At 69.9% G+C, this 26,000-nt stretch carries 21 protein-coding genes and 2 pseudogenes; 11 read left to right on the forward strand and 12 right to left on the reverse strand.

The features are described from left to right. Window positions 1-412 precede the first annotated feature (412 nt). The 3 genes and pseudogenes from QE410_RS17130 to QE410_RS12265 all read left to right on the forward strand — a co-directional run bounded on the left by QE410_RS17130 (window position 413) and on the right by QE410_RS12265 (window position 3,692). Window positions 413-1,081: an LPXTG cell wall anchor domain-containing protein gene (locus tag QE410_RS17130; RefSeq protein ID WP_373459376.1), complete on the forward strand. Its 669-nt coding sequence runs from the start codon at window positions 413-415 to the stop codon at window positions 1,079-1,081. Window positions 1,082-1,161: 80 nt separating this feature from the next. After that, window positions 1,162-2,667, forward strand: a pseudogene (locus tag QE410_RS17135) (SpaH/EbpB family LPXTG-anchored major pilin); the annotation flags it as partial. A gap of 11 nt (window positions 2,668-2,678) precedes the next feature. Next, the gene (locus QE410_RS12265; RefSeq protein WP_307332372.1) at window positions 2,679-3,692 is read left to right on the forward strand and encodes a class C sortase; all 1,014 of its coding nucleotides are present in this window, start codon (window positions 2,679-2,681) and stop codon (window positions 3,690-3,692) included. An 82-nt stretch (window positions 3,693-3,774) separates the two neighbouring features. Here the strand turns inward: QE410_RS12265 and QE410_RS12270 are convergent, their stop codons facing one another. The 3 genes from QE410_RS12270 to QE410_RS12280 are packed head-to-tail and all read right to left on the reverse strand — an operon-like array spanning window position 3,775 to window position 7,013. After that, window positions 3,775-5,436 (reverse strand): tripartite tricarboxylate transporter permease, encoded by a 1,662-nt coding sequence (locus tag QE410_RS12270; RefSeq protein ID WP_307332375.1) that lies wholly within the window; start codon window positions 5,434-5,436, stop codon window positions 3,775-3,777. Between the two features lie 12 nt (window positions 5,437-5,448). After that, on the reverse strand, window positions 5,449-6,000 hold the full coding sequence (locus QE410_RS12275) for a tripartite tricarboxylate transporter TctB family protein (RefSeq protein WP_307332378.1): 552 nt from the start codon (window positions 5,998-6,000) through the stop codon (window positions 5,449-5,451). Then, window positions 5,997-7,013, reverse strand: coding sequence for a tripartite tricarboxylate transporter substrate binding protein (locus tag QE410_RS12280; protein ID WP_307332380.1), 1,017 nt, complete (start codon window positions 7,011-7,013; stop codon window positions 5,997-5,999). Before QE410_RS12280 ends, QE410_RS12275 begins: the two co-directional genes overlap by 4 nt. Before the next feature lie 169 nt (window positions 7,014-7,182). On the opposite strand from QE410_RS12280, the gene QE410_RS12285 reads away from it, so the two are divergent. Together QE410_RS12285 and QE410_RS12290 are read left to right on the forward strand one after the other, a co-directional pair. Further along, window positions 7,183-8,757 (forward strand): ATP-binding protein, encoded by a 1,575-nt coding sequence (locus QE410_RS12285; protein WP_307332383.1) that lies wholly within the window; start codon window positions 7,183-7,185, stop codon window positions 8,755-8,757. Further along, window positions 8,757-9,434, forward strand: coding sequence for a response regulator (locus QE410_RS12290; protein ID WP_307332385.1), 678 nt, complete (start codon window positions 8,757-8,759; stop codon window positions 9,432-9,434). The genes QE410_RS12285 and QE410_RS12290 overlap by 1 nt, the downstream gene beginning before the upstream one ends. A gap of 49 nt (window positions 9,435-9,483) precedes the next feature. Here QE410_RS12290 and QE410_RS12295 read toward each other — a convergent pair whose 3' ends face one another. From QE410_RS12295 to QE410_RS12330, 8 genes are all read right to left on the reverse strand, one after another. Next, window positions 9,484-10,614, reverse strand: a complete 1,131-nt coding sequence (locus tag QE410_RS12295; protein ID WP_307332387.1) for an adenosine deaminase — start codon at window positions 10,612-10,614, stop codon at window positions 9,484-9,486. Continuing rightward, window positions 10,614-11,903, reverse strand: coding sequence for a thymidine phosphorylase (locus tag QE410_RS12300; protein WP_307332390.1), 1,290 nt, complete (start codon window positions 11,901-11,903; stop codon window positions 10,614-10,616). Before QE410_RS12300 ends, QE410_RS12295 begins: the two co-directional genes overlap by 1 nt. Further along, window positions 11,900-12,301, reverse strand: coding sequence for a cytidine deaminase (locus tag QE410_RS12305; protein ID WP_058231121.1), 402 nt, complete (start codon window positions 12,299-12,301; stop codon window positions 11,900-11,902). Before QE410_RS12305 ends, QE410_RS12300 begins: the two co-directional genes overlap by 4 nt. 79 nt (window positions 12,302-12,380) lie before the next feature. Beyond that, complete coding sequence (locus tag QE410_RS12310) at window positions 12,381-13,679, reverse strand: ABC transporter permease (protein WP_307332396.1); 1,299 nt, start codon at window positions 13,677-13,679, stop codon at window positions 12,381-12,383. Then, window positions 13,676-15,031 (reverse strand): ABC transporter permease, encoded by a 1,356-nt coding sequence (locus QE410_RS12315; protein ID WP_307332399.1) that lies wholly within the window; start codon window positions 15,029-15,031, stop codon window positions 13,676-13,678. Before QE410_RS12315 ends, QE410_RS12310 begins: the two co-directional genes overlap by 4 nt. After that, window positions 15,028-16,548 (reverse strand): ABC transporter ATP-binding protein, encoded by a 1,521-nt coding sequence (locus tag QE410_RS12320; RefSeq protein WP_307332402.1) that lies wholly within the window; start codon window positions 16,546-16,548, stop codon window positions 15,028-15,030. Before QE410_RS12320 ends, QE410_RS12315 begins: the two co-directional genes overlap by 4 nt. Before the next feature lie 150 nt (window positions 16,549-16,698). After that, entirely contained in the window at window positions 16,699-17,805 is a 1,107-nt protein-coding gene (locus QE410_RS12325) for a BMP family protein (RefSeq protein ID WP_307332404.1), read from the reverse strand. Window positions 17,806-18,000: 195 nt separating this feature from the next. Next, window positions 18,001-19,119 carry a mannose-1-phosphate guanylyltransferase gene (locus QE410_RS12330; RefSeq protein WP_307332406.1) on the reverse strand — a complete coding sequence of 373 codons (1,119 nt, stop codon included), beginning with the start codon at window positions 19,117-19,119 and terminating at the stop codon, window positions 18,001-18,003. A 232-nt stretch (window positions 19,120-19,351) separates the two neighbouring features. Between QE410_RS12330 and sdhC the strand changes: the two genes are divergently transcribed. From sdhC to QE410_RS12360, 6 genes and pseudogenes are all read left to right on the forward strand, one after another. After that, window positions 19,352-19,786, forward strand: coding sequence for a succinate dehydrogenase, cytochrome b556 subunit (gene sdhC / locus QE410_RS12335; RefSeq protein WP_108320627.1), 435 nt, complete (start codon window positions 19,352-19,354; stop codon window positions 19,784-19,786). Further along, on the forward strand, window positions 19,786-20,244 hold the full coding sequence (locus tag QE410_RS12340) for a succinate dehydrogenase hydrophobic membrane anchor subunit (RefSeq protein WP_108320626.1): 459 nt from the start codon (window positions 19,786-19,788) through the stop codon (window positions 20,242-20,244). Before sdhC ends, QE410_RS12340 begins: the two co-directional genes overlap by 1 nt. A 45-nt stretch (window positions 20,245-20,289) precedes the next feature. Continuing rightward, window positions 20,290-22,119 (forward strand): succinate dehydrogenase flavoprotein subunit, encoded by a 1,830-nt coding sequence (sdhA, locus tag QE410_RS12345; protein WP_307332413.1) that lies wholly within the window; start codon window positions 20,290-20,292, stop codon window positions 22,117-22,119. A gap of 1 nt (window position 22,120) precedes the next feature. Continuing rightward, the gene (locus QE410_RS12350; protein ID WP_307332416.1) at window positions 22,121-22,927 is read left to right on the forward strand and encodes a succinate dehydrogenase iron-sulfur subunit; all 807 of its coding nucleotides are present in this window, start codon (window positions 22,121-22,123) and stop codon (window positions 22,925-22,927) included. A gap of 231 nt (window positions 22,928-23,158) precedes the next feature. After that, window positions 23,159-24,358 carry a YihY/virulence factor BrkB family protein gene (locus QE410_RS12355; RefSeq protein ID WP_307332419.1) on the forward strand — a complete coding sequence of 400 codons (1,200 nt, stop codon included), beginning with the start codon at window positions 23,159-23,161 and terminating at the stop codon, window positions 24,356-24,358. 173 nt (window positions 24,359-24,531) lie between these two features. Continuing rightward, window positions 24,532-25,315: pseudogene (locus tag QE410_RS12360) on the forward strand (exodeoxyribonuclease III). A 28-nt stretch (window positions 25,316-25,343) separates the two neighbouring features. On the opposite strand, the gene QE410_RS12365 reads toward QE410_RS12360, so the two are convergent. After that, the gene (locus QE410_RS12365) at window positions 25,344-25,937 is read right to left on the reverse strand and encodes a hypothetical protein (RefSeq protein ID WP_307332422.1); all 594 of its coding nucleotides are present in this window, start codon (window positions 25,935-25,937) and stop codon (window positions 25,344-25,346) included. Window positions 25,938-26,000 lie beyond the last annotated feature (63 nt).

The raw sequence follows: 26,000 nt of genomic DNA on the forward strand, positions 1-26,000 counted from the left end.
GGAACGGCGACCGTGCTGCCCAGCGAAGCGCCACGCCAGACCAGCGACGCCGCGGGCAACGCCGTGTGGAGCGTGCTGTTCGGCTCGGCGGCGTCGCGCGCCACCCTCACGATCTCCGAGGTGCAGCAGACGCGCTTCACCTTCGTCAGCGGGACGTGCACGGTCAACGGCACCGACCGGGCCGTCACGTTCACCACCACGGGCGGGGTGGTCAGCGGCATCCTCACCGGCATCGCCCCCTCGGCGGTCGTCGCGTGCACGCTGGTCAATCAGCCGGTCACTTCTCTCACCCTGGTGAAGACGGTGTCGTCGGGCTCGGCGGCCGCGACCGACTGGACGGTGACCGCGACCGGCCCCCACCGGCGCGCTCCCGGGTCCCACCGGCCGCACCGGCACCGCGGCCACCACGAACATCCCGGTCTCGCCCGCGCGCCCGTATCGGCTCAGCGAGACCGGAACGAATGCCGCCTACGTGCAGGTCGGCGCCTGGCGCTGCGTCGAGGCGACGGGCGCGGAGGTCGCCGTCACCGCCACGAGCGACGTGACGGTGCGCACCGGCGCCGCCGTCACCTGCACCGTCACCAACGCCACCGCCACCATGACGCTGCTGAAAGACGTTACCGCCCCGAGCCCCGGCTTCGTCCCCTCCACCTGGACGGTGACCGCCGCGCCCGCGGTCCTCACCGGCGCGACCCTGCCGACGCAGAGCCGCGTGGGTGCGGCCTACGACCCGGTCGCCGGCAACGCCGCGAGCACGTTCGAGGTGCGCCCGGGGCACGGCTATACGCTCAGCGAGGCGCCCACCGTGGCGGGCACGCGACTGGCCTACCTCACCCTCCGCCTCGAGCGACTCGACGGTTCGACCTGGACGCCGGTCACCGGTCGCAGCGTCACGGCCCCCGCCGCCGGCCAGAACGTCGTCTACCGCTTCGTCAACGCCCCGGTCGTGGGTCCCGTGCTGCCCCTCACGGGCGGTGTCGGCGCCGACACGTTCGCCATCGCCGGAGGCCTCCTGCTCGCCCTCACCGTCGTGGGCGCCGTCATCCATCGCAGACGCAGGGGAGGGAGCCTTCCGACATGAGCCCTCCCGTCGCGCGACGCCGCCGACCGCACCACTTCCGCATCACACTCCACCGTCCGAGAGGAACCACCATGTCCATCCGCAAGAAAGCGGGCGCCGTTCTGAGCGTCCTCGCCATCGGGGCCCTCGCCGCCGTCGGTGCCGTCTCCCCGGCATCGGCGGTGACGCGAGAGGGCAACATCGACCCCACGATCAACCGCACGTTGACGCTGCACAAGCACGCGCTCGGGCCCTCGACGCCGCTGAACCCGACCTCCACCGGCCAGCAGCTGGCCACGCCCCCGGCCGACCCGCTGGCGGGCGCGCAGTTCACCGCGACGCTCGTGTCGGGCATCGACCTGACCACGGCCGCCGGCTGGACGCAGGCAGCCTCCCTCACCCCCGCGCAGGCCGCCCAGCGTCCCAACACGGTGAGCTTCGTCTCGTCGGAGTCCAACGCCGCGGGCATCGCGACGTTCTCGCCCGATCCCGTGCAGTACCCCACCGGCCTGCCCATCGGCGTGTACCTCGTGACCGAGACCCAGCTGCCCGAGACCGCCACCAACCCGGCGGCGCCGTTCCTGGTGACGCTGCCCACGCCCACGGGAGCGGCGGGCTCCCCCGCCAACCAGTGGATCTACGACGTGCACGTCTACCCCAAGAACGCCGTCACCCAGCTGACCAAGACGCGCGTGCCCGCGCCCGACGGGTCGGTCGAGCAGCGCAACCCCGACCTGATCCGCTGGGCGATCGCCTCGTCGATCCCGACGCTGGCGGCCGGTGACGCGATCGACGTGTTCACGTTGACCGACGTGCTGCCCGCCGAGCTGACCTACTTGACCGCGGCCACCGTGCCCCCGGGCGTCACGCCGTCGAACGTGGTCGTCACCAACGCGGCCGGCACGGCGCAGACCTTCACCGAGGGCACCGATTACACGATCACCAACACGGGCGGCAACCTCGTGCTGGACTTCACCGCCGCCGGCCGCACGCGTCTCGCGGGACTCCAGGGCGGAACCGTGACGTTCAACGTGCTGACGCGCGCCACGGCGATCCCCGCCAGCGGCGTCATCATCAACACCGCCACGGCCAACGTCAACGGAGCGACCGAGTCGGTCACCGGCTCGACGCCCATCGGCCAGCTCACCGTGTCGGCCTACACCACCTCGAACGGCGCGCGCGTGCCGCTCGCCGGCGCGGTCTACCAGGTGTTCCTCACCGAGCAGGATGCCATCAACGGCGCCAACCCGATCGTGATCAACGGCTCGTCCACCTGGACGACCGGCGCCGACGGCAATGTCGTCATCCCGATCATCACGCCCGGCAACTACTGGGTGCGCGAGACGGTTCCCCCGACCGGGTACCAGCTGCCCTCGCCCGACCGCGTCGTGACGGCGGTCGTGCCCGGCCCGACCTCGACGACGGGCACCGTCCGCAACTACGTCGAGTTCGCGCACAACCAGGTGCCCGCGTTCGCCCTGCCCATCACCGGTGGCGACGGCGGCCTGTGGTTCGGCGTCGGAGGTGCTGCCCTGCTGACCGCCATGGTCGGCGCGGCGTTCGTCGTCTCGCGTCGCCGCTCGCGCGCGGTCGAGGCTGCGGCCTGATCGCTCACCGTATGAAGAGGGGGACGACGGTGCGGCGCGATGCCGCCCCGTCGTCCCCTTCGTCGGCTCCGCTCCGGCGCGATCGCCGTCGCCCCGCGTGGAAGCTCTCGCCCGTCTCCCTGGCCCTCGCGATCGGCGCCCTCGCGGGAGTCGGGCTGCTGATGTACCCGACGGTGGCCGCGTGGTTCGCCCAGTACGTGCAGTCGCAGGTCATCGACGGATACTCGAACCAGATCCGCGACCTGGGCGCCGACACCCTCGCCGACCAGCTCGCCGCCGCCCGCGCGTACAACACCCGCCTCGTCGACGGCGGTGCCGAGATCGCGGCGAACGAACGCCTTCCGTTGGCCAACTCCCCCGATCAGTCCAGCGACTACGCCGAGCAGTTGCGGTCGGATGCCGCGGGTCTCATGGCGCGGGTGAAGATCCCCGCCATCGCCGTCGATCTGCCGGTGTACCACGGCACCAGCGAGAAGGTGCTTTACGAGGGCGTGGGCCACCTCGAGGGAACCGCGCTGCCGGTGGGCGGCGACACCACCCACTCCGTGCTCACCGCGCACCGCGGGCTCGCGACGGCCGAGCTCTTCACCCACCTCGACCGCGTCGGCCTCGACGACACCTTCACCATCGAGGTGTTCGGCGAGGTGCTCGTGTACCGCGTCGTCGACACGCGCGTGGTCGAACCGGAGGACACCGAGTCGCTCGCGCCGGTCGTCGGCCGCGACCTCGTCACCCTCGTCACCTGCACGCCGCTGGGCGTCAACAGCCACCGCATCCTGGTCACCGGGGAGCGCGTCATCCCCACTCCCCGAGCCGACCTCGACGGCGCGGGCGCTCGCCCCGACATCCCGACGTTCCCGTGGTGGATCTTCGTGCTCGCCGCCGCGGTCGTGGCCGCGGGCGTCTACGTGTGGTGGGCCGGCCGGCCGCCGCGGCGCCCGCTCTCTGGCCCGCGCGACCTCCTCGTCGCGGGTTCGACGGCCGATCTTCCGCGCGTGATCCGCGCCCCGCGGGCAACGCCGTGAACAGCGTCGGGTGTCCGAGACGCGCCGGATGCCACGGACTGTGGCGACGTGTCTCGGACACCCGATCGGATGCACCGGGGCGCTATCGGCCAGGCGGATCCTCACGAGCGGCGCGGGCCTTCTCGGCCGCCAGCTCCGCGCGGATCGTCTCGGTGCGCACGTCGGTGGGACGCTCCCCCGGCTCCCACAGGTGGTCGACCGCCGCCTGCGGGTGCCCCTCGGTCGCGGCCAGCGACGCCTCGAGGGCCCGCTCGTAACGGCTCTGGCGGCGCTTGAGCCACAGTCCCGTGACGAGGAAAACCGCCAGCACGACGTACGCCGACGCGGCGAACGGGTGCAGGAACAGGTCGGCGACATTGCCCTGGCTGAGCTGCAGCGCCTTGCGCAGCTGCTGCTCACCCATCGGCCCGAGGATCAGCCCCACGATGAGCGGTGCGATCGGGAAGCCGAAGCGCCGCATGAAGTACCCGAGCGCGCCGACGATCAAGAGGATGACGATGTCGAGCGTCGAGAAGCTCACCGCGTAGGCGCCGAGCACCGCGAAGGTGAGGATGCCGGCGTACAGGTACGGCCGCGGGATCTGCAGCACCTTCACCCACAGCCCGGCCAGCGGCAGGTTCAGCACGATGAGCAGCACGTTGCCGATGTACAGGCTCGCGATCAGCGCCCAGACGAGGTCGCCCTGGTTCTGGAAGAGCTGGGGTCCGGGCTGGATGCCGTACGACTGGAAGGCCGTGATGATGATGGCCGCGGTGGCCGTCGTCGGAAGGCCCAGGGTCAGCAGCGGCACCAGCACACCCGCCGCGGCGGCGTTGTTGGCGGCCTCGGGTCCGGCGACGCCCTCGATGGCGCCGCGGCCGAACTGCTCCTTGTTCTTCGACAGCTTCTTCTCGCTCGCGTACGACAGGAAGGTCGCGACGTCGGCGCCGCCGGCCGGGATGGTGCCGATGGGGAAGCCGATGAAGGTGCCGCGCAGCCACGGCTTCCACGACCGGCGCCAGTCCTCACGCGTCATCCAATTGCGCCAACCCCGCGTGACCGGGATGACGGGGATGGGCCCTTGTCGCAGGCGTGCGGCGACGTACAGGGTCTCCCCCACCGCGAAGAGGCCGACGGCCACGAGCACGACGCTCACGCCGTCCGACAGCGCGAGGATGCCCATCGTGTACCGAGCCTGCCCGGTGGTCGCCTCGGTGCCGATGAGGCCGACGAGCAGGCCGATGCCGAGCGAGGCGAGACCGCGAGACGGCGACGACCCCAGCAGTGCGCCCACCGTGACGAAGGCCACCACGATGAGGGCGACGAAGTCCGCCGGTGAGAGGTTGACCGCGAATCGGGCGAGCAGCGGCGCGAACAGCGTCAGCAGCGCGGTCGCGATCGTTCCCGCGATGAACGAGCCGATGGCGGCCGTCGCGAGGGCCGCGGCTCCGCGCCCGAGCTTGGCCATCTTGTTGCCCTCGATGGCGGTGATGACGGATGCCGATTCACCCGGGGTGTTCAGCAGGATGCTGGTGGTCGAGCCACCGTACATCCCGCCGTAGTAGATGCCCGCGAAGGTGATGATGGCCGCCGTGGGCGACAGCGAGTAGGTCAGGGGCAGCAGCAGGGCGACGGTCATGGCCGGGCCGATGCCCGGGAGCACTCCGACCGCGGTTCCGATCACGACGCCGAGCAGGGCGAACAGCAGGTACTCCGGCTGCAGCGCCGTGGCGAAGCCCTCCACGAGGGCGTTCACTGAATCCATGTCGACGGTCTCCTAGCCGAACAGGGGTCCGGGGCCGTACCACCAGTCGAAGGCGGCCCCGCGGGGAAGGAAGAGGCCCAGGCCCTCGCCGAAGAGGAGCTGGGTGCCGATGCCGATGACCAGCCCGACCAGGAACGCCACCCAGGGGCGCTTCGCCCCGAGGGTCCAGGCGACGCCGCCGAACAGCAGGGCGGCGACCATCCACCACCCGAGCAGTTCGAGCAGCAGCAGCACGGCGACCAGCAGCGCGACGAGCTTGAGGATCGTCCACCAGTCGGTCTTGGCATCCGGGTCGATGTCCTCGCCCTCTTCGCGCGGCGCGACCTGGCCGCGCAGCGCCGCGACCACGAGCGCGCCACCGGAGCCGAGCAGGATCAGCGCGACGGCGAAGGGGAACACCTGCGGGCCGATCGCCTGCCCCGCCGGGACGCGGATGGCGAAGGCGCCCACGAGGGCGAAGACGCCGAGGCCGAAGACGACGCCGGCGAAGATCGCGTTGCCGATCCGGTCGGCGCCCCACCGGGGGCGGGCGGTGCCCGCCCCCGGTGCCTCGGTGGTCGTCACGAGATCAACCCGATGTTCTTCAGCGTCCCCGACACGTCGACGATGTTCTCGTCGACGAAGGAGGTGAACTCCGCCCCGGTCAAGAAGGCGTCGGTCCAGCCGCGCTCCTCGAGCACGTCCTTCCACGCACCCGACTCGTGCATCGAGGTGACCAGGGCGGTGAGGCCCTCGGCATCCGCCTCGCTGATGCCGCCGGGGGCGAGCAGGCCGCGCCAGTTGGTATAGACGACGTCGAAGCCCTCCGAAGTCATGGTGGGCACCTCGGGCAGCAGGGTGGCGGCTTCTCCGCTCGAGACGGCGAGCGCGCGCAGGTCGCCCGACTCGACGTACTCGGCGAATTCGCCGACACCCGAGATGCCGGCCGCGGCGTTGTTGCCGAGCAGCAGCGAGACGGCCTCGCCGCCACCGGCGTTGGGCACGTAGTTGAGCTTCTGGGTGATGTCGGCGCCCGAGAGTCCGGCCTCCTCCAGCAGGAGCCCCGCGAGGATGTGGTCGGCGCCGCCGGCGGAGCCGCCGGTGATGGTGACGCCCTGCCCCTGCGCGACGATGGCGTCGACGAGGTCCTGGAGCGTCTGGTACTCGCTGGCGGCGGGCACCACGACGACGAGCGGCTCCTCGGTGAGGCGGGCGATCGGCGTGGTGTCCTCGATGCGGTTCTCGGCGGCGTTCGTCTCGACGGCACCGACCATGACAAGGCCCGTCACCATCAGCGTGTAGGGGTCGCGTTCGTTGGCCAGTGAGGCCAGGCCCACCGTGCCGCCGGCGCCGCCGACGTTGCTGACGGCGGCGGTGCCCACCAGGCTCTCGCCGGTCAGCACGTCGGAGACGGCGCGACCGGTCTGATCCCAGCCGCCGCCCGGGTCGGCGGGGACGATGATGTTGACGGAGTCGATGGATGCCGCATCCTGCGAGGCTGCGGCCCCGCCGGCGCCCGCACCCTGCGGGTTGCAGCCGGTGAGAGCCGCGAGGGAGAGCGCAGCCAGGGGGACGAGGGCGATGGTGGTGCGACGCATGCGCGGTACTCCTCTTCGAGTTCGGGGAGGCGCCGTCGCCTCTCCGCTGATGGCTCACCGTAGGCAGCGACTGTGGGACGCGTCGCGCTTGTGCAACTAAGAACGAGTTCGGCAACTATTGGTCGCGCACGGGACTGCGCCTACCGCCCGCCCCGGGAGACAATGAACCGTGGTCCGAGCACTGTCGCTGAGACTGCAGCTGTTGCTGCTGCAGGCGTTGATCGTGTGCGCCGTGACCCTCGGGGCGGGCGTGGTCACCGTCTGGATCCAAGAGAGCGCGATCCGCGACTCCTACCGCGAGCGCATGGTCGGGGTGGCCCTGTCGATCGCTCGACTGCCGGTCATCGTCGACGCCTTCGACGACCCCGACCCCTCGACGGCGATCCAACCGGTGGCCGAGGTCATCCGCGAGGCGTCGGCGTTGACCTACGTCGTGGTGACCGACCTCGACGGCATCCGCCTCTCCCACCCGAATCCCGACCGCATCGGCGAGATCGTGTCGACCGACCCCTCCATCCCGCTGTCGGGCCAGGTGTGGTCGGGCACCGAGACGGGCACACTGGGCCAGTCCTACCGGGTGAAGGTGCCGATCTTCGCCGACGGCGACGACGAGACCGCCCCGGTCATCGGCGCGGTGTCGGTCGGGGTGCTCGAGTCCGAGCTCGCCGCCGACCTGCAGTCGCGGCTGCCCGGGCTCTTCCTCGCGTTCGGCGGGGCCGCCGTCGCCGGGGTGTTCGGCGCCGCCTGGGTGTCGGCGCTCATCCGCCGCCGCATCCTGGGCCTCGAGCCCGATGAGATCGCCGAGCTGGTGGGCGAGCGCGAGACCATGCTGCACCGCCTCAGCGAGGGGGTGATCCGCGTCGACCACCGCGGCATCGTCGCGAGCGCCAACGACGCCGCCGAACGCCTCATCGGCCGCGGCCCGCTCGGCGGGCGCCGCGCCGGCGAGACGCTGGACGGCCCGCTCCTGCAGGTGATGGAAGACGGCGAGCCCGAGGGCCGGCTCGTGCTGGCCGGCGAGCGCCCCGTGATCGCCCGGTCGACGGGGCTTCGCGACGACCGCGGCCGGGTGGTGGGCGGCACCCTGCTGCTGCGCGACCACAGCGAACTGCACGAGGCGCTGCGCAGCATGGACGGGCAGCAGTCGCTCACCGAGGGCCTGCGCGCCCAGGCGCACGAGTTCGCCAACTCGCTGCACGTGGTGTCGGGGCTGCTCGAGCTCGGCGCGTGGGACGACGCGCGGGAGTTCATCGCCCAGGTGCGACCGGGCGGCCCGCTGGATCCGGGACCGGATGCCGCGACCCTCGGCAGCGAGGTGACCGCTCTGCTGTCGGTCAAGCTCGCCCGCGCACGCGAGCTCGACGTGGCGCTCGACGTGGTCGCGCACGGCACTCCGCCGCCGGACTCCGTGGGCGATCTCATCACCGTGGTCGGGAACCTCGTCGACAACGCCCTGGAGGCGTGCCGGCCCGGCGACCGTCTGCGGGTGACGGTGGATGCCGACGACCATGCGGTGCGGGTCCGGGTCGACGACAGCGGCGCCGGCGTCCCCGACGCCCTGCGTGCGCGCGTGTTCGACGAGGGCGTGAGCACGAAGGGCACGAACGCCCGGTCGCGCGGCATCGGTCTCGCGCTCGTCCGGCGGGTGGCCCGTCGCCGCGGTGGCGACGCCCGTGTCGAGCGCTCCCCGCTGGGCGGTGCGCGCTTCGAGGTGGTCCTCCCCGCGGCGGAGCGGGTGTCGTGATGCTGCGCGTTCTCGTCGTCGACGACATCCCCGCCGTCGCCTCGCTGCACGGGCGGTTCGTCTCGGCGCACTCCGCGTGCGAGCTGGTCGGCACCGCCGGAAGCGGACCGGATGCCGTCTCGGCGGTGGCCGAACTCCGTCCCGATCTCGTCCTGCTCGATGTGCATCTGCCGGGCTTCTCGGGCCTCGACGCGTTACGGGCGGTGCGCGCGGACGGCACACTCGTGCAGCCGGAGGTGATCGCCGTCACCGCGGCCCGCGACGTCGACACCGTGCGCACCGCGCGTCTGATGGGCGTGCAGCACTATCTCGTGAAACCGTTCACGGCTGGCGAGCTGCACGCGCGGATCGACGACGTCCTCGCCGAGCGCCGATCGTCGGCGGCGGTGGCGGGCTCGCTCGACCAGCGGGGCGTCGACGCGGTGCTGCGCCCCATGACGCGCCGCCCGCTGCCGAAGGGACTGTCCCGCCCCACCCTCGACCTGGTGCGGACGGCCCTCGGCGAACTGGGGTCGGCCACCGCTGCCGAGGTCGCCGACCATCTGGGTCTGTCTCGGGTGAGCTGCCGGCGGTACCTCGAGCACCTCGCCGAGGACGGCGAGTGCACGCGCAGCCTCGACTACAGCACCGCGGGGCGACCGAGCACGCGGTACACGATCGTCGTCCCCGCCTCCTGAGCGTCCCGCGCCGCCCCCGACCCGAGTGGCGGCCGCGACTCGGCCGGCGTCAGCGCCGGAAGCCCTCCGAGATGATCTCGATGAGTTCCTCGCGCTCCTCCACCGGCAGGAACGCTCCGGCGGCGGCGTTGAGCTGGAACGCCTCGAGGTCGTCGAGGTCGTACTCGAACGCCTGCGCCAGCAGCCCCAGCTCGCGGGTCAGGGTGGTGGCGCTCATCAGGCGGTTGTCGACGTTCACGGTGACCGAGAAGTCCAGCTGGTAGAGCAGGTCGAACGGGTGCGCGTCCATCGTGTCGCCCCACGCCGTGACGGCCCCCGACTGCAGGTTCGACGTCGGCGACAGCTCGAGCGTGATCTCGCGATCGCGCACCCAGCGGGCCAGGTCGCCGAAGGTGACCTGCACCTCTTCGCCCTCGCGCGAGACGACGTCGAGGTCGTTGGCGATGCGCACGCCGTGGCCGAGCCGCAGGGCGCGCCCGTCGATGAGGGCGGAGCGGATGGATGCCAGACCGGCACCCTCTCCGGCGTGCACGGTCGTGGGGAAGAACTGCGCGGCCAGGTAGTCGAACGCCTCGCGATGACGCGACGGCAGGAAGCCGTCTTCGGGGCCGGCGATGTCGAAGCCGACCACGCCGCGTCCGCGCCACGAGACGGCGAGCTCGGCGATGTCACGCGCGTTGTCGTTGTGGCGGAGCGCGGTGAGCAGTTGACCGACGCGGATGTCGTGACCGCGCGCGTCGGCGGCATCCTCTCCCTGCTCGATACCCTCCTGCACGGCGTCCACGACCTCGTCGAGGCTGAGGCCGCGGGTGAGGTGCTGCTCGGGCGCCCAGCGCACCTCGCCGTAGACGACGCCGTCGGCGGCGAGGTCTTCGACGAACTCCTTCGCCGTGCGCACGAGTCCCTCGCGCGTCTGCATCACGCCGACGGTGACCGAGAACTTCTCGAGGTAGTCCTCGAGCGAGCCGCCGTCGATGTGGTCCGAGAACCAGGCCTCGAGCCCCTTGGCGTTGTCGGCGGGCAGGTCGAGGCCGATCTCGTCGGCGAGCTCGAGCACCGTCTGGGGGCGCAGCCCGCCGTCGAGGTGGTCGTGCAGCGAGACCTTCGGCAGGTCGGCGATCTTCGTGCGGCCGATGCGGAACTCGTCGGATGCCACGGTGCTCTTCTTTCCGGATGCCATTACGCGGTGATCCGCTCACGCACGAGGGGCGATGCGGCGGGGGCGGTGTCGCCGATCTCGAGTGCCCCCTCGACGGCTCCGAGCGCACGCTCGAAGCGCGACTCGTCGTCGGCCGACAGGGTGAACAGCGGTTGACCGGCGGTGACCGCCCGGCCGACGGTGACGTGCAGGTCGATGCCGGCGGCATGCACCACGGCGTCCTCGGCCCGCGCGCGACCGGCGCCCAGGCGCCAGGCGCCGATGCCGAAGAGAAGGGCCTCGACGCGGGTGACGACGCCCGAGCGCTGCGCCACGACCGTGTGCGTCTCGCGAGGCGTCGGGAGCGCGGCATCCGGATCGCCGTCCTGCGCGCGGATCATGCGGTTCCACACGTCCATCGCGCGACCGTCCTTCAGCGCGGCCTCGACGTCGGCGTCGGGCTGACCGGCGAGGGTCAGCATCTCGCGGGCGAGGGAGACGGTGAGCTCCACCACGTCGGCGGGCCCGCCGCCGGCGAGCACCTCGACCGACTCGCGCACCTCGTTGGCGTTGCCGATCGCCAGGCCCAGCGGGGTGTTCATGTCGGTGAGCAGCGCCGTGGTGTTCACGCCCGAGTCGGTGCCGAGGGCGACCATCGTCTCGGCGAGTTCGCGCGCACGGTCGATGTCCTGCATGAAGGCGCCCGAGCCGAACTTCACGTCGAGCACGAGCGAGTCGGTGCCCTCGGCGATCTTCTTCGACATGATGCTCGACGCGATCAGGGGGATCGCCTCCACGGTGCCGGTGACGTCGCGCAGCGCGTAGAGCTTCTTGTCGGCCGGGGCCAGGCCCGTACCCGCCGCGCAGATGACCGCGCCCACGTCGGCGAGCTGCGCCATGATCTCGTCGTTCGACAGCGCCGCGCGCCAGCCGGGGATCGACTCGAGCTTGTCGAGCGTGCCGCCGGTGTGACCGAGGCCGCGGCCCGACAGCTGCGGCACCGCGACGCCGAACGACGCCACGAGGGGTGCCAGGGGCAGCGTGATCTTGTCGCCGACGCCGCCGGTGGAGTGCTTGTCGACGGTGACCTTGCCGAGGGAGGAGAAGTCCATTCGCTCGCCCGAGGCGATCATCGCGTCGGTGAGCACGCGGATCTGATCGCGCCCCAGTCCGTTCAGCAGCACCGCCATCGTGAAGGCCGACATCTGGGCATCCATGACGTACCCGCGGGTGTACGCATCGACCAGCCAGCGGATCTCACCCTCGGTGATGGCGCGCCCGTCGCGCTGCGCGCGGATGATGTCGACCGCGTCGTACTGCTCGGCGCTCACCGGGCCGCCTCCTCGAGGTCGCGCGGACCGAACGCATCGGGCAGCACCTCGTCGATGGTCCGGATGCCGCTGACCGTCTCGAGCAGCATGCCCGGGATCGCGTGCTCGAACAGCAGCTGACGGCAGCGCCCGCACGGCATGAGGGTGCGCCCCTCGCCGTCGACGCAGACGAACGCGACCAGCTGGCCACCGCCCGACATGTGCAGCTCCGACACCAGTCCGCACTCGGCGCACAGCGTCACCCCGTAGGAGGCGTTCTCGACGTTGCATCCCGAGACGATGCGGCCGTCGGCGACGAGCGCGGCGGCGCCCACCTTGAAACGGGAGTAGGGCGCGTACGCGCGGTGCATGGCATCCGTCGCCGCGGAACGGAGTTCGTCCCAGTCGATGTCGGTCATCGTGGAGTGAGGGGTCCTCTCGTGAAGGGGGAAGGGCGTCGACCTCGCGTGACGGAAGCGTCAGCCGGTGAAGCGGGGGTCAGCCCTTGATATACGGTTTGCCGGCCGCCGCGGGCCCGCGGACCTTTCCGACGAGCCCTGCCACGGCGAAGATCGTCACCACGTACGGCAGCATGAGCATGAACTCGCTGGGCACGGGCGAGCCGATCACGCCGAGGGTGTTCTGCAGGTTCGAGGCGAAGCCGAACAGGAGCGCGGCGAGCGTGGCGCGGATCGGATCCCACTGGCCGAAGATGACGGCCGCCAGAGCGATGTAGCCGGCGCCGGCCGTCATCTCCTTGTTGAACGCACCCACGGAGCCGAGGGTGAAGAACGCTCCGCCGAGGCCGGCGATGGCGCCGCCCAAGGACACGTTCCAGAAGCGGGTCTTGGCGATGTTGATCCCGACGGTATCGGCGGCCTGCGGGTGCTCGCCCACCGCGCGGAGCCGCAGGCCCCAGCGGGTGTGGAAGAGGCCCACGTAGACCAGCGCGACCGTCACGTACATCAGGTAGACGATGACGGTCTGATTGAACAGCATCGGCCCGATGATCGGGATGTCGGCGAGCACCGGGATGGGCAGGCGAGGGAACCGCGGCGGCGAGTTGAGGGTCGCCGCGTTCGGCGCCAGCAACTGCGAGAAGAAGAAGCTCGTCAGACCCACCACCAGCACATTCAGCACCACACCGACGATCACCTGGTCGACGAAGTACTTGATCGCGAAGGCGGCGAGCACGAACGACACCAGCACGCCCGAGACACCCGCGGCGAGGAGCCCCACGAAGGGGTTCCCCGTCGCCGTCGCCACGACCGCCGAGGTGAAGGCGCCCGCCAACAGCTGGCCCTCGATCGCGATGTTCACGACGCCGACGCGCTCGCTGAGCACCCCGGCCATGGCGCCGAAGATGAGCGGCACCGACAGGCTCAGACCGCCCGCCAGCAGACCCGTGAGCGGGATGACCGAGGTCGTCGCGCCGGCGGCCGCCCACGTGAGGAAGCCCACCATGAACACCACAGCGAAGATGATCGCCAGCCACAGCGGCGGTCGACGGTGGGCGCGCACGAGCAGCACGCTCGCGACGGTGATGAGGGCGAGCAGCACGGTGCATACCGCACCGGTCACCACGCCGCCGAGCACGACCTCGGGCAGTTGCAGGAACTCCCCCGGGCTCGAGATGCGGAAGACGGCGTCACCGTCCTGGCGCGCGATGACGAACAGCACCGCGGCGAGCACGGTGATGACGCCGTAGACGACCGGCGCCTTCCAGCTGATGACGACGGTCTTGTCGAGCGCGTCCGATGTCGGCGACGCCTCGTGGTGCGGGGCGGTGGTGCTCACTTGGCCGCCTCCTTCTTCTTGAGGGTGCGGGTCTTGACCGGGCGCGCTCCCGGCGCCGGGAGGCGGAAGATCGCCCGCACGAGCGGCGGTGCGGCGATGAACAGCACGATCAGCGACTGCACGACGAGCACGATGTCGATCGGCACACCGTTGGCGGCCTGCATGGCGAAGCCGCCGGCCTTGAACGCACCGAACAGGATTCCGGCGACGAGCACGCCGACGGGGGTCGAGCGCCCCAGCAGCGCGACCGTGATCGCGTCGAAGCCGATGCCGGCGTCGATACCGCTGGAGAAGCCCGTCGTCACCGTCCCGAGGACCTGATCGACACCGGCAAGGCCGATGAGTCCGCCGGAGATGAGCATGGCGACCACGTACATCGACTTGACGTTGATGCCGGCCACGCGCGCGGCGTTCGGGTTCAGGCCCACCGCACGGAAGCGGAAGCCGAGTGAGGAACGCTCGAGGATCCACCACACGAGTGCGACGGCGGCGAGCGACAGGATGAAGCCGAAGTGCAGGTTGTAGGCCGGTCCGAACAGGTCGGGGAAGACCGCGGTGTCCTTCATCGCCGGCGTCGTGGGGTTGCTGGAGCCCGGGGCCTGCAGCAGCCCGGGGGTACGCAGCAGGTAGTAGACGAGGTAGAAGCCGACGTAGTTGAGCATGATCGTGACGATCACCTCGTGGGCTCCGGTGCGGGCCTTCAGCAGCCCCGCGATACCCGCCCACAGCGCTCCCGCGACGACGCCAGCGATCAGGGCGACGACCATGTGCAGGCCCCACGGCAGGTCGAAGGCGAAGGCGACGTAGCCGCCGGCCGCGGCGGCGACGAGCATCTGTCCGCGACCGCCGATGTTGAACATGCCGACGCGGAAGGCGAGAGCGACGCCGAGGCCCGCCGCGATCAGCGGGGTCGCGAACGTCAGCGTCTCGGTGAGCGGGCGGATGCCGGTGGCGAACTCCGGGCGACGGAAGTTGTAGATCGCACCCTGGAAGAACGATCCGTAGGCACCCGACACGGACTGCCAGATCGCCGCGAAGGTGTCGCCGGGGCGGGCGAAGAAGTATCCGGCTGCGGCCTGCACGTTCTCGTCGGTGGCCGCGATCATGATCGCGCCGACCAGCAGCGCGAGGATGACAGCGAGGACGGAGATGATCGCGTTGCCTGTGGCGATCTCTCGCAGCGCGCGTCGCCAACGGTCCTCGTCCGGTGCGGGTCCCGGGGCGACGACGCGGGCCCCGGCTGCGGGATCCACCTTCGACCCGCCCTCGAGGGCGATGTCGGCGCTGGCGGCGTCGGCGGCGCGATCTGCACGCGAGACGTTCGGGTCGTGCGGGCTGTGGGGATCGCTCACGCGGCGACTCCTTCGTTCTGGGGCGCTTCGCCGGCCATCATGAGGCCGAGCACGTCGCGCGAGGTGTCACCGGGCACGATGCCGACGACGCGCCCGCGATACATGACCATGATTCGGTCGGCGAGCGCCGTCACCTCGTCGAGCTCGGTCGACACGACGATGACGGGGACGCCCGCGTCACGGGTCTCGATGACGCGCTTGTGGATGAACTCGATCGATCCGACATCGACACCGCGGGTGGGCTGCGCGGCCACGAACAGACGCAGATCGCGGCTCAGTTCGCGGGCGAGCACGACCTTCTGCTGATTACCGCCGGACAGGCGCGCGACGGGGGTTTCGATCGACGGCGTGCGCACATCGAACTCGGCGACCTTGTCGCGGGCGAAAGCGGCGAGCGTCGTCAGCTGCAGTGCACCGCTCCTGACGAACGGAGCGCCGTCGGCCCGGTCGAGCATGAGGTTCTCGGCGATGGAGAACTCGCCCACCAGGCCGTCCTCCTTGCGGTCCTCCGGGACGAATCCGACGCCGGCATCGAGGACCGCCCGCACGGAGGAGCCGTTCAGCTCCTTGCCGTCGAGGATGATCGATCCCTCGACCCGCTCCTGCAGGCCCACGAGCGCCTCGGTGAGTTCGGTCTGACCGTTGCCCTGCACGCCCGCGATCGCGAGCACCTCTCCGCGTCGCACGTCGAAGCTGACGTCGTTGACGACGACCTGCCCGATGGCGTCGACGACGGTCAGTCCCGTCACCGACAGCCCCACCTCGCCGAGCGTGGGCGCCTCTTTCTGCACGGTGAGCTCCACGGCGCGACCGACCATGAGCGACGCGAGCTCCGCATTGGACGCGGTGGGCTCGGCTTCGCCGACCACCTTGCCCAGTCGGATGACGGTGATGCGGTCTGCGACCTCGCGGACCTCGCGCAGCTTGTGCGTAATGAAGACGATCGAGGTGCCTGCGGCTTTGAGCTGGCGCATGATCGCCATCAGCTCGTCGGTCTCCTGGGGGGTCAGCACGGCGGTGGGCTCGTCGAAGACGAGCACCTTGGCGTCTCGCGAGAGGGCCTTGATGATCTCGACGCGCTGCTGCACGCCGACAGGAAGATCGTCCACGAGCGCGTCGGGGTCGACGTCGAAGCCGAAGCGGTCGGAGATCTCCTTCACCTTGGCCCGCGCGGCGCCGAGGTCGAGCCGACCGCCCGCCTTGGTGGGCTCGTGACCGAGCATGACGTTCTCGGCGACCGTGAAGACGGGGATCAGCATGAAGTGCTGGTGCACCATGCCGATACCCGCTCGCATCGCGTCGCCCGGGCCGGAGAAGTGCTGCACGTCGTCGTTCAGCAGGATCTCGCCGCCGTCGGCCTGGTAGAGGCCATAGAGGACGTTCATCAGGGTGGACTTGCCGGCACCGTTCTCGCCGAGCAGGCAGTGGATCTCGCCGGCCTCCACGGTGAGGTCGATGTGGTCGTTCGCCACCAGGGATCCGAAGGTCTTCGTGATCCCGCGGAGTTCGAGCTTCATGTTCCCGATCCTAAGTTCTCGGCGCCGGACGCGGCAGGCGTCCGGCGAGAAGGACCGCCTCTTGAGCGGCCCCGGGTGTGAGCGGTTGTTCGCGCCCATAAACGGAGGGGAGGCCGGCGTGCGCCGGCCTCCCCGAGGCAGTGCGAGCTATCAGCCGGCGAGGTAGGACTCGACGGTGATCGACCCGTCGACGATCTGCGCCTTGAGCTCGTCGATCTTGCTGGTGAGATCGGCCGGCACGCGGTCGGACCAGTCGTGGTACGGGGCCAGGCCCACACCCTCGTTCTCGAGCGTGCCGATGAAGGGAGCGGCGTCGAACTCACCGTTGCCGGCGGCGACGATGGCGTCCTTCGTGCCCACGTCGATGCCCTTCAGGATCGAGGTCAGCAGCAGGTCACCAACCGAGGGGTCGGTCTCGTAGACGTCAGCGTCCACGCCGACGAGGGCGATCTCGCGTCCGGCGTCCTTGATGGCGACGGCGGCCGACTGGTAGATCGGACCTCCGACGGGCAGCAGCACGTCGACGTTCTGGTCGATGAGCGCCTGCGCCGTCTGGCGGGCGGTGTCGTTGGCTTCGAAGCCACCGGTGAAGGAGCCGTCCTTCGCGGCGCGGTCCCAGCCCACGACGCGCACCGAGGCGCCGTTGTCGGCGTTGTACTTCTCAACGCCCTGCGCGAAGCCGTCCATGAAGATGCTCACGGTCGGGATGTTCAGGCCACCGAAGGTGCCGACCACGCCGGTCTTCGAGGTGCCCGCGGCGAGATAGCCGGCGAGGTAGGCCGCCTGAGCGGTGTCGAAGATGATGGGCTTGATGTTGGGGGCGTCAGTCTGTCCGTCGAAGTCGCTGTCGACGGTGTCGTCGATCGAGACGTACTCGAGGTCGGGGTTGGCCTTGGCCGACTCGAGCGCCGCCGGGGCCAGCAGGAAGCCGACCGTGACGATCGTGTTGCAGCCCTGGTCGACGAGGTTCTGGAGGTTGGAGGCGTAGTCGGTCTCTGCCTGTGATTCGACCTCGATGGGGGTCTTCGAGCCGAGCTCGGAAGCGGCCGCGTCGACACCCTCTTTGCCGAGCTGGTTGAACGACTTGTCGTCGAAGCCACCGGCGTCCGACACCATGCAGGGCAGGTAGTCGCTCGCGCCGGCCCCGGCGCCGGCGCTCGCACCGTTGCTTTCGGGCGCTGCACCGCAACCGGCGAGCAGCACGGCGGCGCCGATCATGGCGAAGCCGCTGATGACGGCCTTTTTCGTGGTCTTCACGAATGGTCCTCCAAGACGGATGCCCCCAACGGGTTCGGGGGACGATCCCGTCACGTTACCTACTGTGTCGCCGTGCTTGCGCGCCGGGAGCCGCGGTGCGCGCCAATGGTTACAAAGACGCAATCTCGCGTCATCCGGACGCCACACGATGCGTCATCAACAGGAACCGGATGCCGCAGTCTGCGGCATCCGGTCTCAGAGCACGTCGCCGCGACCGGTGAGCTTCAACGCGTCGACGACGCCCTTGACGCGCTGGGCGTTCTCGGTCGTGGTGACCAGGAGGGCGTCGGGGGTGTCGACCACGACGATGTCGCGCACTCCGATGAGGCTGATGACGCGCTTGGTCTGCGAGACGACGATGCCGCTGGAGGCGTCTGAGAGCACGCGGGCGTCCTCACCGAGGATGGCGAGTTCGTTGCGGCCGCCGCCGGAGTTGAGCTTCGACAGACTGGCGAAGTCCCCCACGTCGTCCCAGTCGAAGTGCCCGGGGATGACGGCGAGACGTCCCTTCTCGGCAGCCGGCTCGGCGACCGAGTAGTCGATGGCGATCTTCTTCAGGCCCGGCCAGATGCGGTCTACCGCGGGGCCGCGGCGGTCGCGGTCGTCCCAGGCCTCGGCCAGCTCGAGAAGGCCCGCGTGCAACTCGGGCTCGTTGACGGCGAGCTCCGCCAGCAGCACGTCGGCGCGGGTGATGAACATGCCCGCGTTCCACAGGTAGTCGCGGTCGGCGAAGTACTGCTTGGCGGTGTCGAGGTCGGGCTTCTCGACGAAGCGCTCGACCGTGTACGCCTCGGGGGCGTCGTCCACGATGAGCTCGTCGGCCTTCTTGATGTAGCCGAAGCCCACCGACGCCTCGGCCGGCTGGATGCCGATCGTGCAGATGTAGCCCTCGCGGGCCACCGCCACCGCCTGGCGCACCGCGAACTCGAACTGCCGCGTCTGGCGGATGACGTGGTCGGCCGCGAAGGAGCCGATGATGACGTCGGGCTCGCGGCGGACGAGGATCGCCGCGGCGAGGCCGATGGCCGCCGAGGAGTCCCGCGGCTCGGACTCGAGGAAGACGTTGTGATCGGGGACCCCCGGAAGCTCCCGCTCGACGGCGGCCCGGTGCGCGCGCCCGGTCACGACGGCGATGCGACCCTCACCCGACAACGGGGCCAATCGGTCCCAGGTGTCGCGCAGCAGGGTCTGACCCGACCCGGTGAGGTCGTGCAGGAATTTGGGGGCGTCCGCCCGTGAGAGCGGCCAGAGGCGGCTGCCGATCCCCCCGGCGGGGATCACGGCGTAGAAGTCGTCGATAGCGAGGTCGGCCATGGCTCCGACCCTAGCGGGCTGCGGCGACGCCGCTTTTCGGGGCCGTTACGGGTGAAGTCCGGAGCCGTCGGGGTCGCCCTGCCGGCGTCCGGATTTATCTCGATATCGAGAGAGTCTTAGGCCGCCCTAATCCCCGCCGTTCATAGCCCGGACGTAGTATTCATGAGCGCCCGTGTGACGCTTCGGGACCTGTGCGGGTCCTCAACACCGTGTTCGATCAGGGAGGACGACCGTGTCAGCACCAGCACGTGCCACGCCGTCGGTGAAAGAGACCACGTCGAAGAGGCCCCGCGGCACTCTCTACCGCGGCCGCGAGGGAATGTGGTCGTGGGTCCTGCACCGCATCACCGGTGTGGCGATCTTCTTCTTCCTCCTCGTGCACATCCTCGACACGGCGCTCATCCGCGTCTCGCCTGAGGCGTACGACGCCGTCATCGGCACCTACAAGAACCCGGTGATGGGGCTCGGCGAGGTGGCCCTGGTCGGCGCGATCGCCTACCACGCGTTCAACGGCCTGCGCATCATCCTCGTCGACTTCTGGCCCTGGGCCACGCGTCACCAGCGTCAGCTGTGGTGGGGTGTGCTGGGCCTCTGGGTCGTCACCATGGCCGGCTTCACCCCGCGCCACCTCATCAACGTCTTCAGCGCCGTCACCGGGAGCCACTGATGTCCGTCGCCCAAGAAGCCGCCACGATCCCCGCCCCGCGCACGCCCAGCGTCCGCAAGAAGGGTTCCAATCTCGAGAAGTGGGGCTGGATCTACATGCGCGCCTCCGGCGTGCTGCTGATCGTCCTGATCTTCGGCCACCTGTTCGTCAACCTCATGACGGGCGACGGCATCCACCAGATCGACTTCGCGTTCGTCGCGGGCAAGCTCGCCTCGCCGTTCTGGCAGTGGTGGGACGTGCTGATGCTGTGGCTGGCGCTCATCCACGGCGCGAACGGCATGCGCACGATCGTCAATGACTACGTCACGAACGCCAAGATCCGCACGATCCTCGTCGGCTCACTGTGGGTGTCCGCAGGCTTCCTGATCCTCCTCGGCACGCTCGTCGTCTTCACCTTCGACCCCTGCCTCGGCGTCACCGAGAGCAGCTCCCTGTGGGACGTGTGCCAGGCGGCGTGAGCCCGTGGCATCCCTTTTCTCCCTGACACCAGAGGTATCGCACACGTGAGCACTCAGACTTCTTCGGACTCCGTCGTCAAGGACGGCGTCCACTACCACCAGTTCGACGTCGTCATCGTCGGCGCCGGCGGCGCGGGAATGCGCGCGGCCATCGAGGCCGGCCCCGGCGCGAAGACCGCTGTCATCTCGAAGCTCTACCCGACGCGCTCGCACACCGGTGCGGCGCAGGGCGGCATGGCGGCGGCGCTCGCCAACGTCGAAGAGGACTCGTGGGAGTGGCACACCTTCGACACCATCAAGGGCGGCGACTACCTCGTCGATCAGGATGCCGCGGAGATCCTCGCCAAAGAAGCGATCGACGCCGTCATCGACCTCGAGAACATGGGTCTGCCCTTCAACCGCACCCCCGAGGGCAAGATCGACCAGCGCCGCTTCGGCGGCCACACGGCCGACCACGGCAAGACCCCCGTGCGCCGCGCGTGCTACGCCGCCGACCGCACCGGTCACATGATCCTGCAGACGCTCTTCCAGAACTGCGTCAAGCTCGGCATCAACTTCTTCAACGAGTTCTACGTGCTCGACCTCATCACGGTCAAGGATGCCGCGGGCAAGACCCTGGTGGCCGGCGTCGTCGCCTACGACCTCGCCACCGGCGAGCTGCACGTGTTCCAGTCGAAGGCCGTCGTCTTCGCGACCGGCGGTTTCGGCAAGATCTTCAAGACCACCTCCAACGCCCACACCCTCACCGGTGACGGCGTCGGCATCGTCTGGCGCAAGGGCCTCCCCCTGGAGGACATGGAGTTCTTCCAGTTCCACCCCACCGGCCTCGCCGGTCTCGGCATCCTCCTCACCGAGGGCGCTCGAGGTGAGGGCGCGATCCTGCGCAACGCCAGCGGTGAGCGCTTCATGGAGCGCTACGCCCCGACGATCAAAGACCTCGCGCCCCGTGACATCGTCGCCCGCTGCATGGTGCAGGAAGTGGCCGAGGGCCGCGGTGCCGGCCCCCACCGCGACTACGTGCTGCTCGACTGCACGCACCTGGGCGCCGAGGTGCTCGAGACCAAGCTCCCCGACATCACCGAATTCGCCCGCACCTACCTCGGTGTCGACCCGGTCGTCGAGCCGGTGCCGGTCATGCCGACAGCGCACTACGCCATGGGCGGCATCCCCACCAACATCAAGGCCGAGGTGCTCGCCGACAACGACACCGTCGTGCCGGGCCTCTACGCCGCCGGCGAGTGCGCGTGCGTCTCGGTGCACGGCTCCAACCGCCTGGGCACCAACTCGCTGCTCGACATCAACGTGTTCGGCAAGCGCGCCGGCCGTAACGCCGTCGAGTACGTCAAGACCGCCGACTTCGTTCCGCTGCCCGAAGACCCCGCCGCCGAGGTGCGCGGTCTCATCGAGGGCCTGCGCAACAACAGCGGCACCGAGCGCATCGCCGTGCTGCGCAAGACGCTGCAGGACGAGATGGACAAGGGCGCGCAGGTGTTCCGCACCCACGAGTCCCTCGCCCACGTCATGGACGTGATCGCCGACCTGCGCGAGCGCTACAAGAACATCCACGTCGACGACAAGGGCAAGCGCTTCAATACCGACCTGCTCGAGGCCGTCGAGCTCGGCTTCCTGCTCGACCTCGCCGAGGTGGTCGTCTACTCGGCCCAGAACCGCGAGGAGAGCCGCGGCGGTCACATGCGCGACGACTTCCCCACGCGCGACGACGAGAAGTACATGCAGCACACCATGGCGTACCTGTCGGGAGACCCCCACTCGTCGCACCCGGCTGATCACATCGAGCTCGGCTGGAAGCCCGTGGTCTTCACCAAGAACGAGGCGGGCGAATTGCGCTACCCCCCGCTGGAGAGGAAGTACTGAGATGGCATCCACCGCCCTTCGACAGGCTCAGGGACCCGAGACCTCAGTGGACACCTCGGACGAGATCGAGCAGGCTCCCGCCGACACCGGCATCCAGTCGTTCCTCGTCACCTTCAACATCCGCCGATTCGACCCCGAGGTCGACGACGAACCCCGTTGGGTCGACTACGACGTGGAGCTGTACTCCACCGACCGCGTGCTCGACGCGCTGCACAAGATCAAGTGGGAGACCGACGGGTCGCTGTCGTTCCGCCGCTCGTGCGCGCACGGCATCTGCGGATCGGATGCCATGCGCATCAACGGCCGCAACCGCCTCGCCTGCAAGACGCTGATCAAGGATCTCGACATCTCGCAGCCCATCTACGTCGAGGCGATCAAGGGCCTGCCGCTCGAGAAGGACCTCATCGTCGACATGGAGCCGTTCTTCGCCTCCTACCGCGAGGTGCAGCCGTTCCTCATCTCGAACTCGAAGCCCGAGCCGGGCAAGGAGCGCGTGCAGTCGATCGTCGACCGCGAGATCTTCGACGACACCACCAAGTGCATCCTGTGCGCCGCGTGCACCTCGTCGTGTCCGGTGTTCTGGACCGACGGGCAGTACTTCGGCCCCGCCGCGATCGTGAACGCCCACCGCTTCATCTTCGACTCGCGTGACGACGCCGGCGATGTGCGTCTCGACATCCTCAACGACAAAGAGGGCGTGTGGCGCTGCCGCACCACCTTCAACTGCACCGAGGCGTGCCCCCGCGGCATCGAGGTCACCAAGGCCATCGCCGAGGTCAAGCAGGCCGTCCTCCGCGGCGGTCGCTGACCCCTCACCTTTCGAACGGCGGGTGCGCCGGTCCCTGAGCTTGTCGAAGGGACGGCGCCCCGCCGTTCGGCGTTTCCGCTCGACTGCGGACGGGCGGCCGCGTTCCCCGCGGAAGCGTCCCCTCCTCGTGGACGCTCGCCGGCAGAACGCGAGCATCACGACGTCTGCGAGCGGGGGACGACGCATGACGACGCGCCGTGCGTCGTGGCATCCACTCAGTAGGCTCGACGGGTGACCGAGACCAGCCACGACGCGCGCCCGCTGCCCGCGGTCCGCGACGACGAGGCTCCGCTGCGCGCACGGTTCGAGGCGGCCCAGTCGGCCGTCCGCGACCGCCTCGACCAGCCCATCGCCCGCGCGGCGAAGATCGCGCGATGGTTCCCGATCCGGGTGTGGCGACACTTCCTGCAGCACAACGGCTTCCTGCTCGCGGCGGGGATGAGTTATCAGGCGCTGTTCGCCGTCTTCTCGGCGCTGTATCTGGCGTTCGCGGCGGTCGGTCTGTGGCTCGGCGGGAGCCGCATGGCGGTCGAGGGTCTCATCCGCATCGTCAACAGCTACATCCCCGGCCTCATCAGCGAGAACGGCCTCGTCAAACCCGAACAGGTCGAGGAGGCGACGCAGCAGAGCGGCAGTCTGCTCACCATCACCGGAAGCGTCGCCGTCGTGGTCGTCGTCTGGACCGCCATCGGCTTCGTCACCTTCACCCGTCGCGCCGTGCGCGACACCTTCGGGCTGCCGTTCGACATGCGCAACTACGTCATGCTCAAGGCGCGCGATTTCCTGGCGTCGGTGCTCTTCGGCGTCTCGCTGTTGGTCGGCGCTCTGCTGGGCACGGTGACGACCGGGGCGATCGACCTCGTCTTCAGCCTCATCGGCTGGGATCGCGAGACCGCCGGGTGGATCCTCGGCGCGCGGGCGGTGTCGCTGGTCGTCGCCTTCGGCATCAACACCGTCGCCCTCGCCGCGCTGTTCCGCTTCCTCACGGGAACGACGCTGTCGTGGCGGCGCGCGTGGCCCGGCGCCCTCGTCGGAGCTACCGGCATGGTGCTGCTGCAGGTCGGAGCCGGCTTCCTCGTCGTCTACACCCCCACGAACCCGCTGCTGTCGACGTTCACGGTGCTCATCGGTTTCCTGCTGTGGTTCCGCTTCATCGGCATCGTGATCCTGGTCTCGGCCGCGTGGATCGCCGTCGCGGCCGGCGACAACGACGTGCCGCTGCGATCCCCCGAGGACCGCCGCGCGATGGAGCAGGCCGCGCTGGTGATCGCCGCGCAGGTGGGCGTGCGCGAGGCGGAGAAGGCACTCGCCCTCGCTCGCTGGCCATGGCGTTGGCGGGCACGCCGGCGGCTCTCGGCCGCCGAGAACACGCTGGCCCGCGCCGAGGCCGACGTGCCGGCGCCGCGGCGCGCGTCGCTGATCCCGGAATGACCTCCGCCCCCGCCCCGCCCGTCGCATCGACGGCGTGCACGGCACGGATGCCACGTCGGGGCGGTCGAGCCGAGAGCGATGTCGGAGGTCGCGGTTAGGCTCATCGGGTGGCTCGTTCCGTGCGTATCGTCTCCGTCAACGTCAATGGCATCCGTGCCGCCGTCCGCAAGGGAATGAGCGAATGGCTCGACGCCTCCGGCGCCGACATCGTCGCCCTGCAAGAGGTACGGGCCACCGCTGAGCAGCTCGCCGACGCCCTGCCCGGGTGGCAGATCGTCAACGACGAGTCGTTGCAGAAGGGCCGCGCGGGCGTGGCCATCATCAGCCGCCTCCCCGGCGTCGAGACGCGAACCCACCTCGGCCCCGAACCGCTCGACGCCTCGGGTCGCTGGATCGAGACCGACTTCGACATCGACGGTGAGACCGTTACGGTCATCAGCGCCTACGTGCACAGCGGCGAGGTCGACACACCCAAGCAAGACGCGAAGTGGCTCTTTTTGTGATGCCATGGAGCAGCGTCTCACCGAGCTCGGCGCGACGACCGAGCTCGCGGTGGTCATGGGCGACCTCAACGTGGGCCACCGCGAGCTCGACATCAAGAACTGGCGCGGAAATCGCAAGAACGCCGGCTTCCTGCCCCGAGAACGCGCGTATTTCGACCGCTTCTTCGGACCCGCCGGCGAGCAGGTCGAGGGCGTCGACGGCTCCGTCGGCACCGGCCTGGGGTGGGTCGATGTGGGACGCCGTCACGCGGGCGAGGTCGAGGGTCCGTACACGTGGTGGTCGATGCGCGGCAAGGCGTTCGACAACGACTCGGGCTGGCGCATCGACTACCACGTCGTCACCCCCGCCCTCGCGGAACGCGTCACCGATTACCGCGTCGACCGCGCGCCGTCGTACGACACGCGCTGGAGCGATCACTCCCCCGTCATCGTCGACTACACGCTCGGCGGCTGACGGGCCGCCTGCCCGTCGAGCAACGCCGTCAGGACGCCGGGACGGTGAAGCTGACGTCGCTACTGCTGCCCTGCGGTCCCTGGAACACCACCGAGGTCGGCGGACCCGACGTCGACGCCACCACCACGCATCCACGCATCTCCGTGCCCAGGCCGGCGCCGAGCTCGCGGCCCTCCGCGGGCTCGCACCCGCGCAGACTCTCGAGCACCGACAGTGTCATGGCATCCGGATCACCGGCCACCATGTTCTGCGAGGGCGAGAAGTCTTCGTCACCCGTGAGGTTGGTCCAGCTGTAGCTGACGAAGTAAGCCGTCGCCTCGCTGAGGTCGTCGCCGCCGGGAACCATCACGTCGGCGAACGCGCCCTTCTCACCCTCGACGAGCGCGGTCGTCTTCACCGCGAGCACGGTCTCGACATCGTCGGTCGCGAGGTAACGGACGGCACCCCACTCCCCTGCGCCCACCACGCTGCCGTCGGCCTGCACCTGGTCGGGCGCGGGGGCGCCTTGTGCGGGAGGAGCGGTGTACCACTCGTCGGCGGGTTCGGCCGACGAGCAACCGGCTGTGACGCCGACGAGGGCGGCGAGGGCGAGGACGGGCAGCAGCTTTCGGGGGGAACGCATGGCATCCATCGTAAAGACGCGCGTGGCGGCGACGGGGCCCGTCGACAGCATGGGCTCGCTCAG

It is taken from the genome of Microbacterium sp. SORGH_AS_1204 (genome assembly GCF_030818935.1).
Taxonomy (GTDB): Bacteria; Actinomycetota; Actinomycetes; order Actinomycetales; family Microbacteriaceae; genus Microbacterium.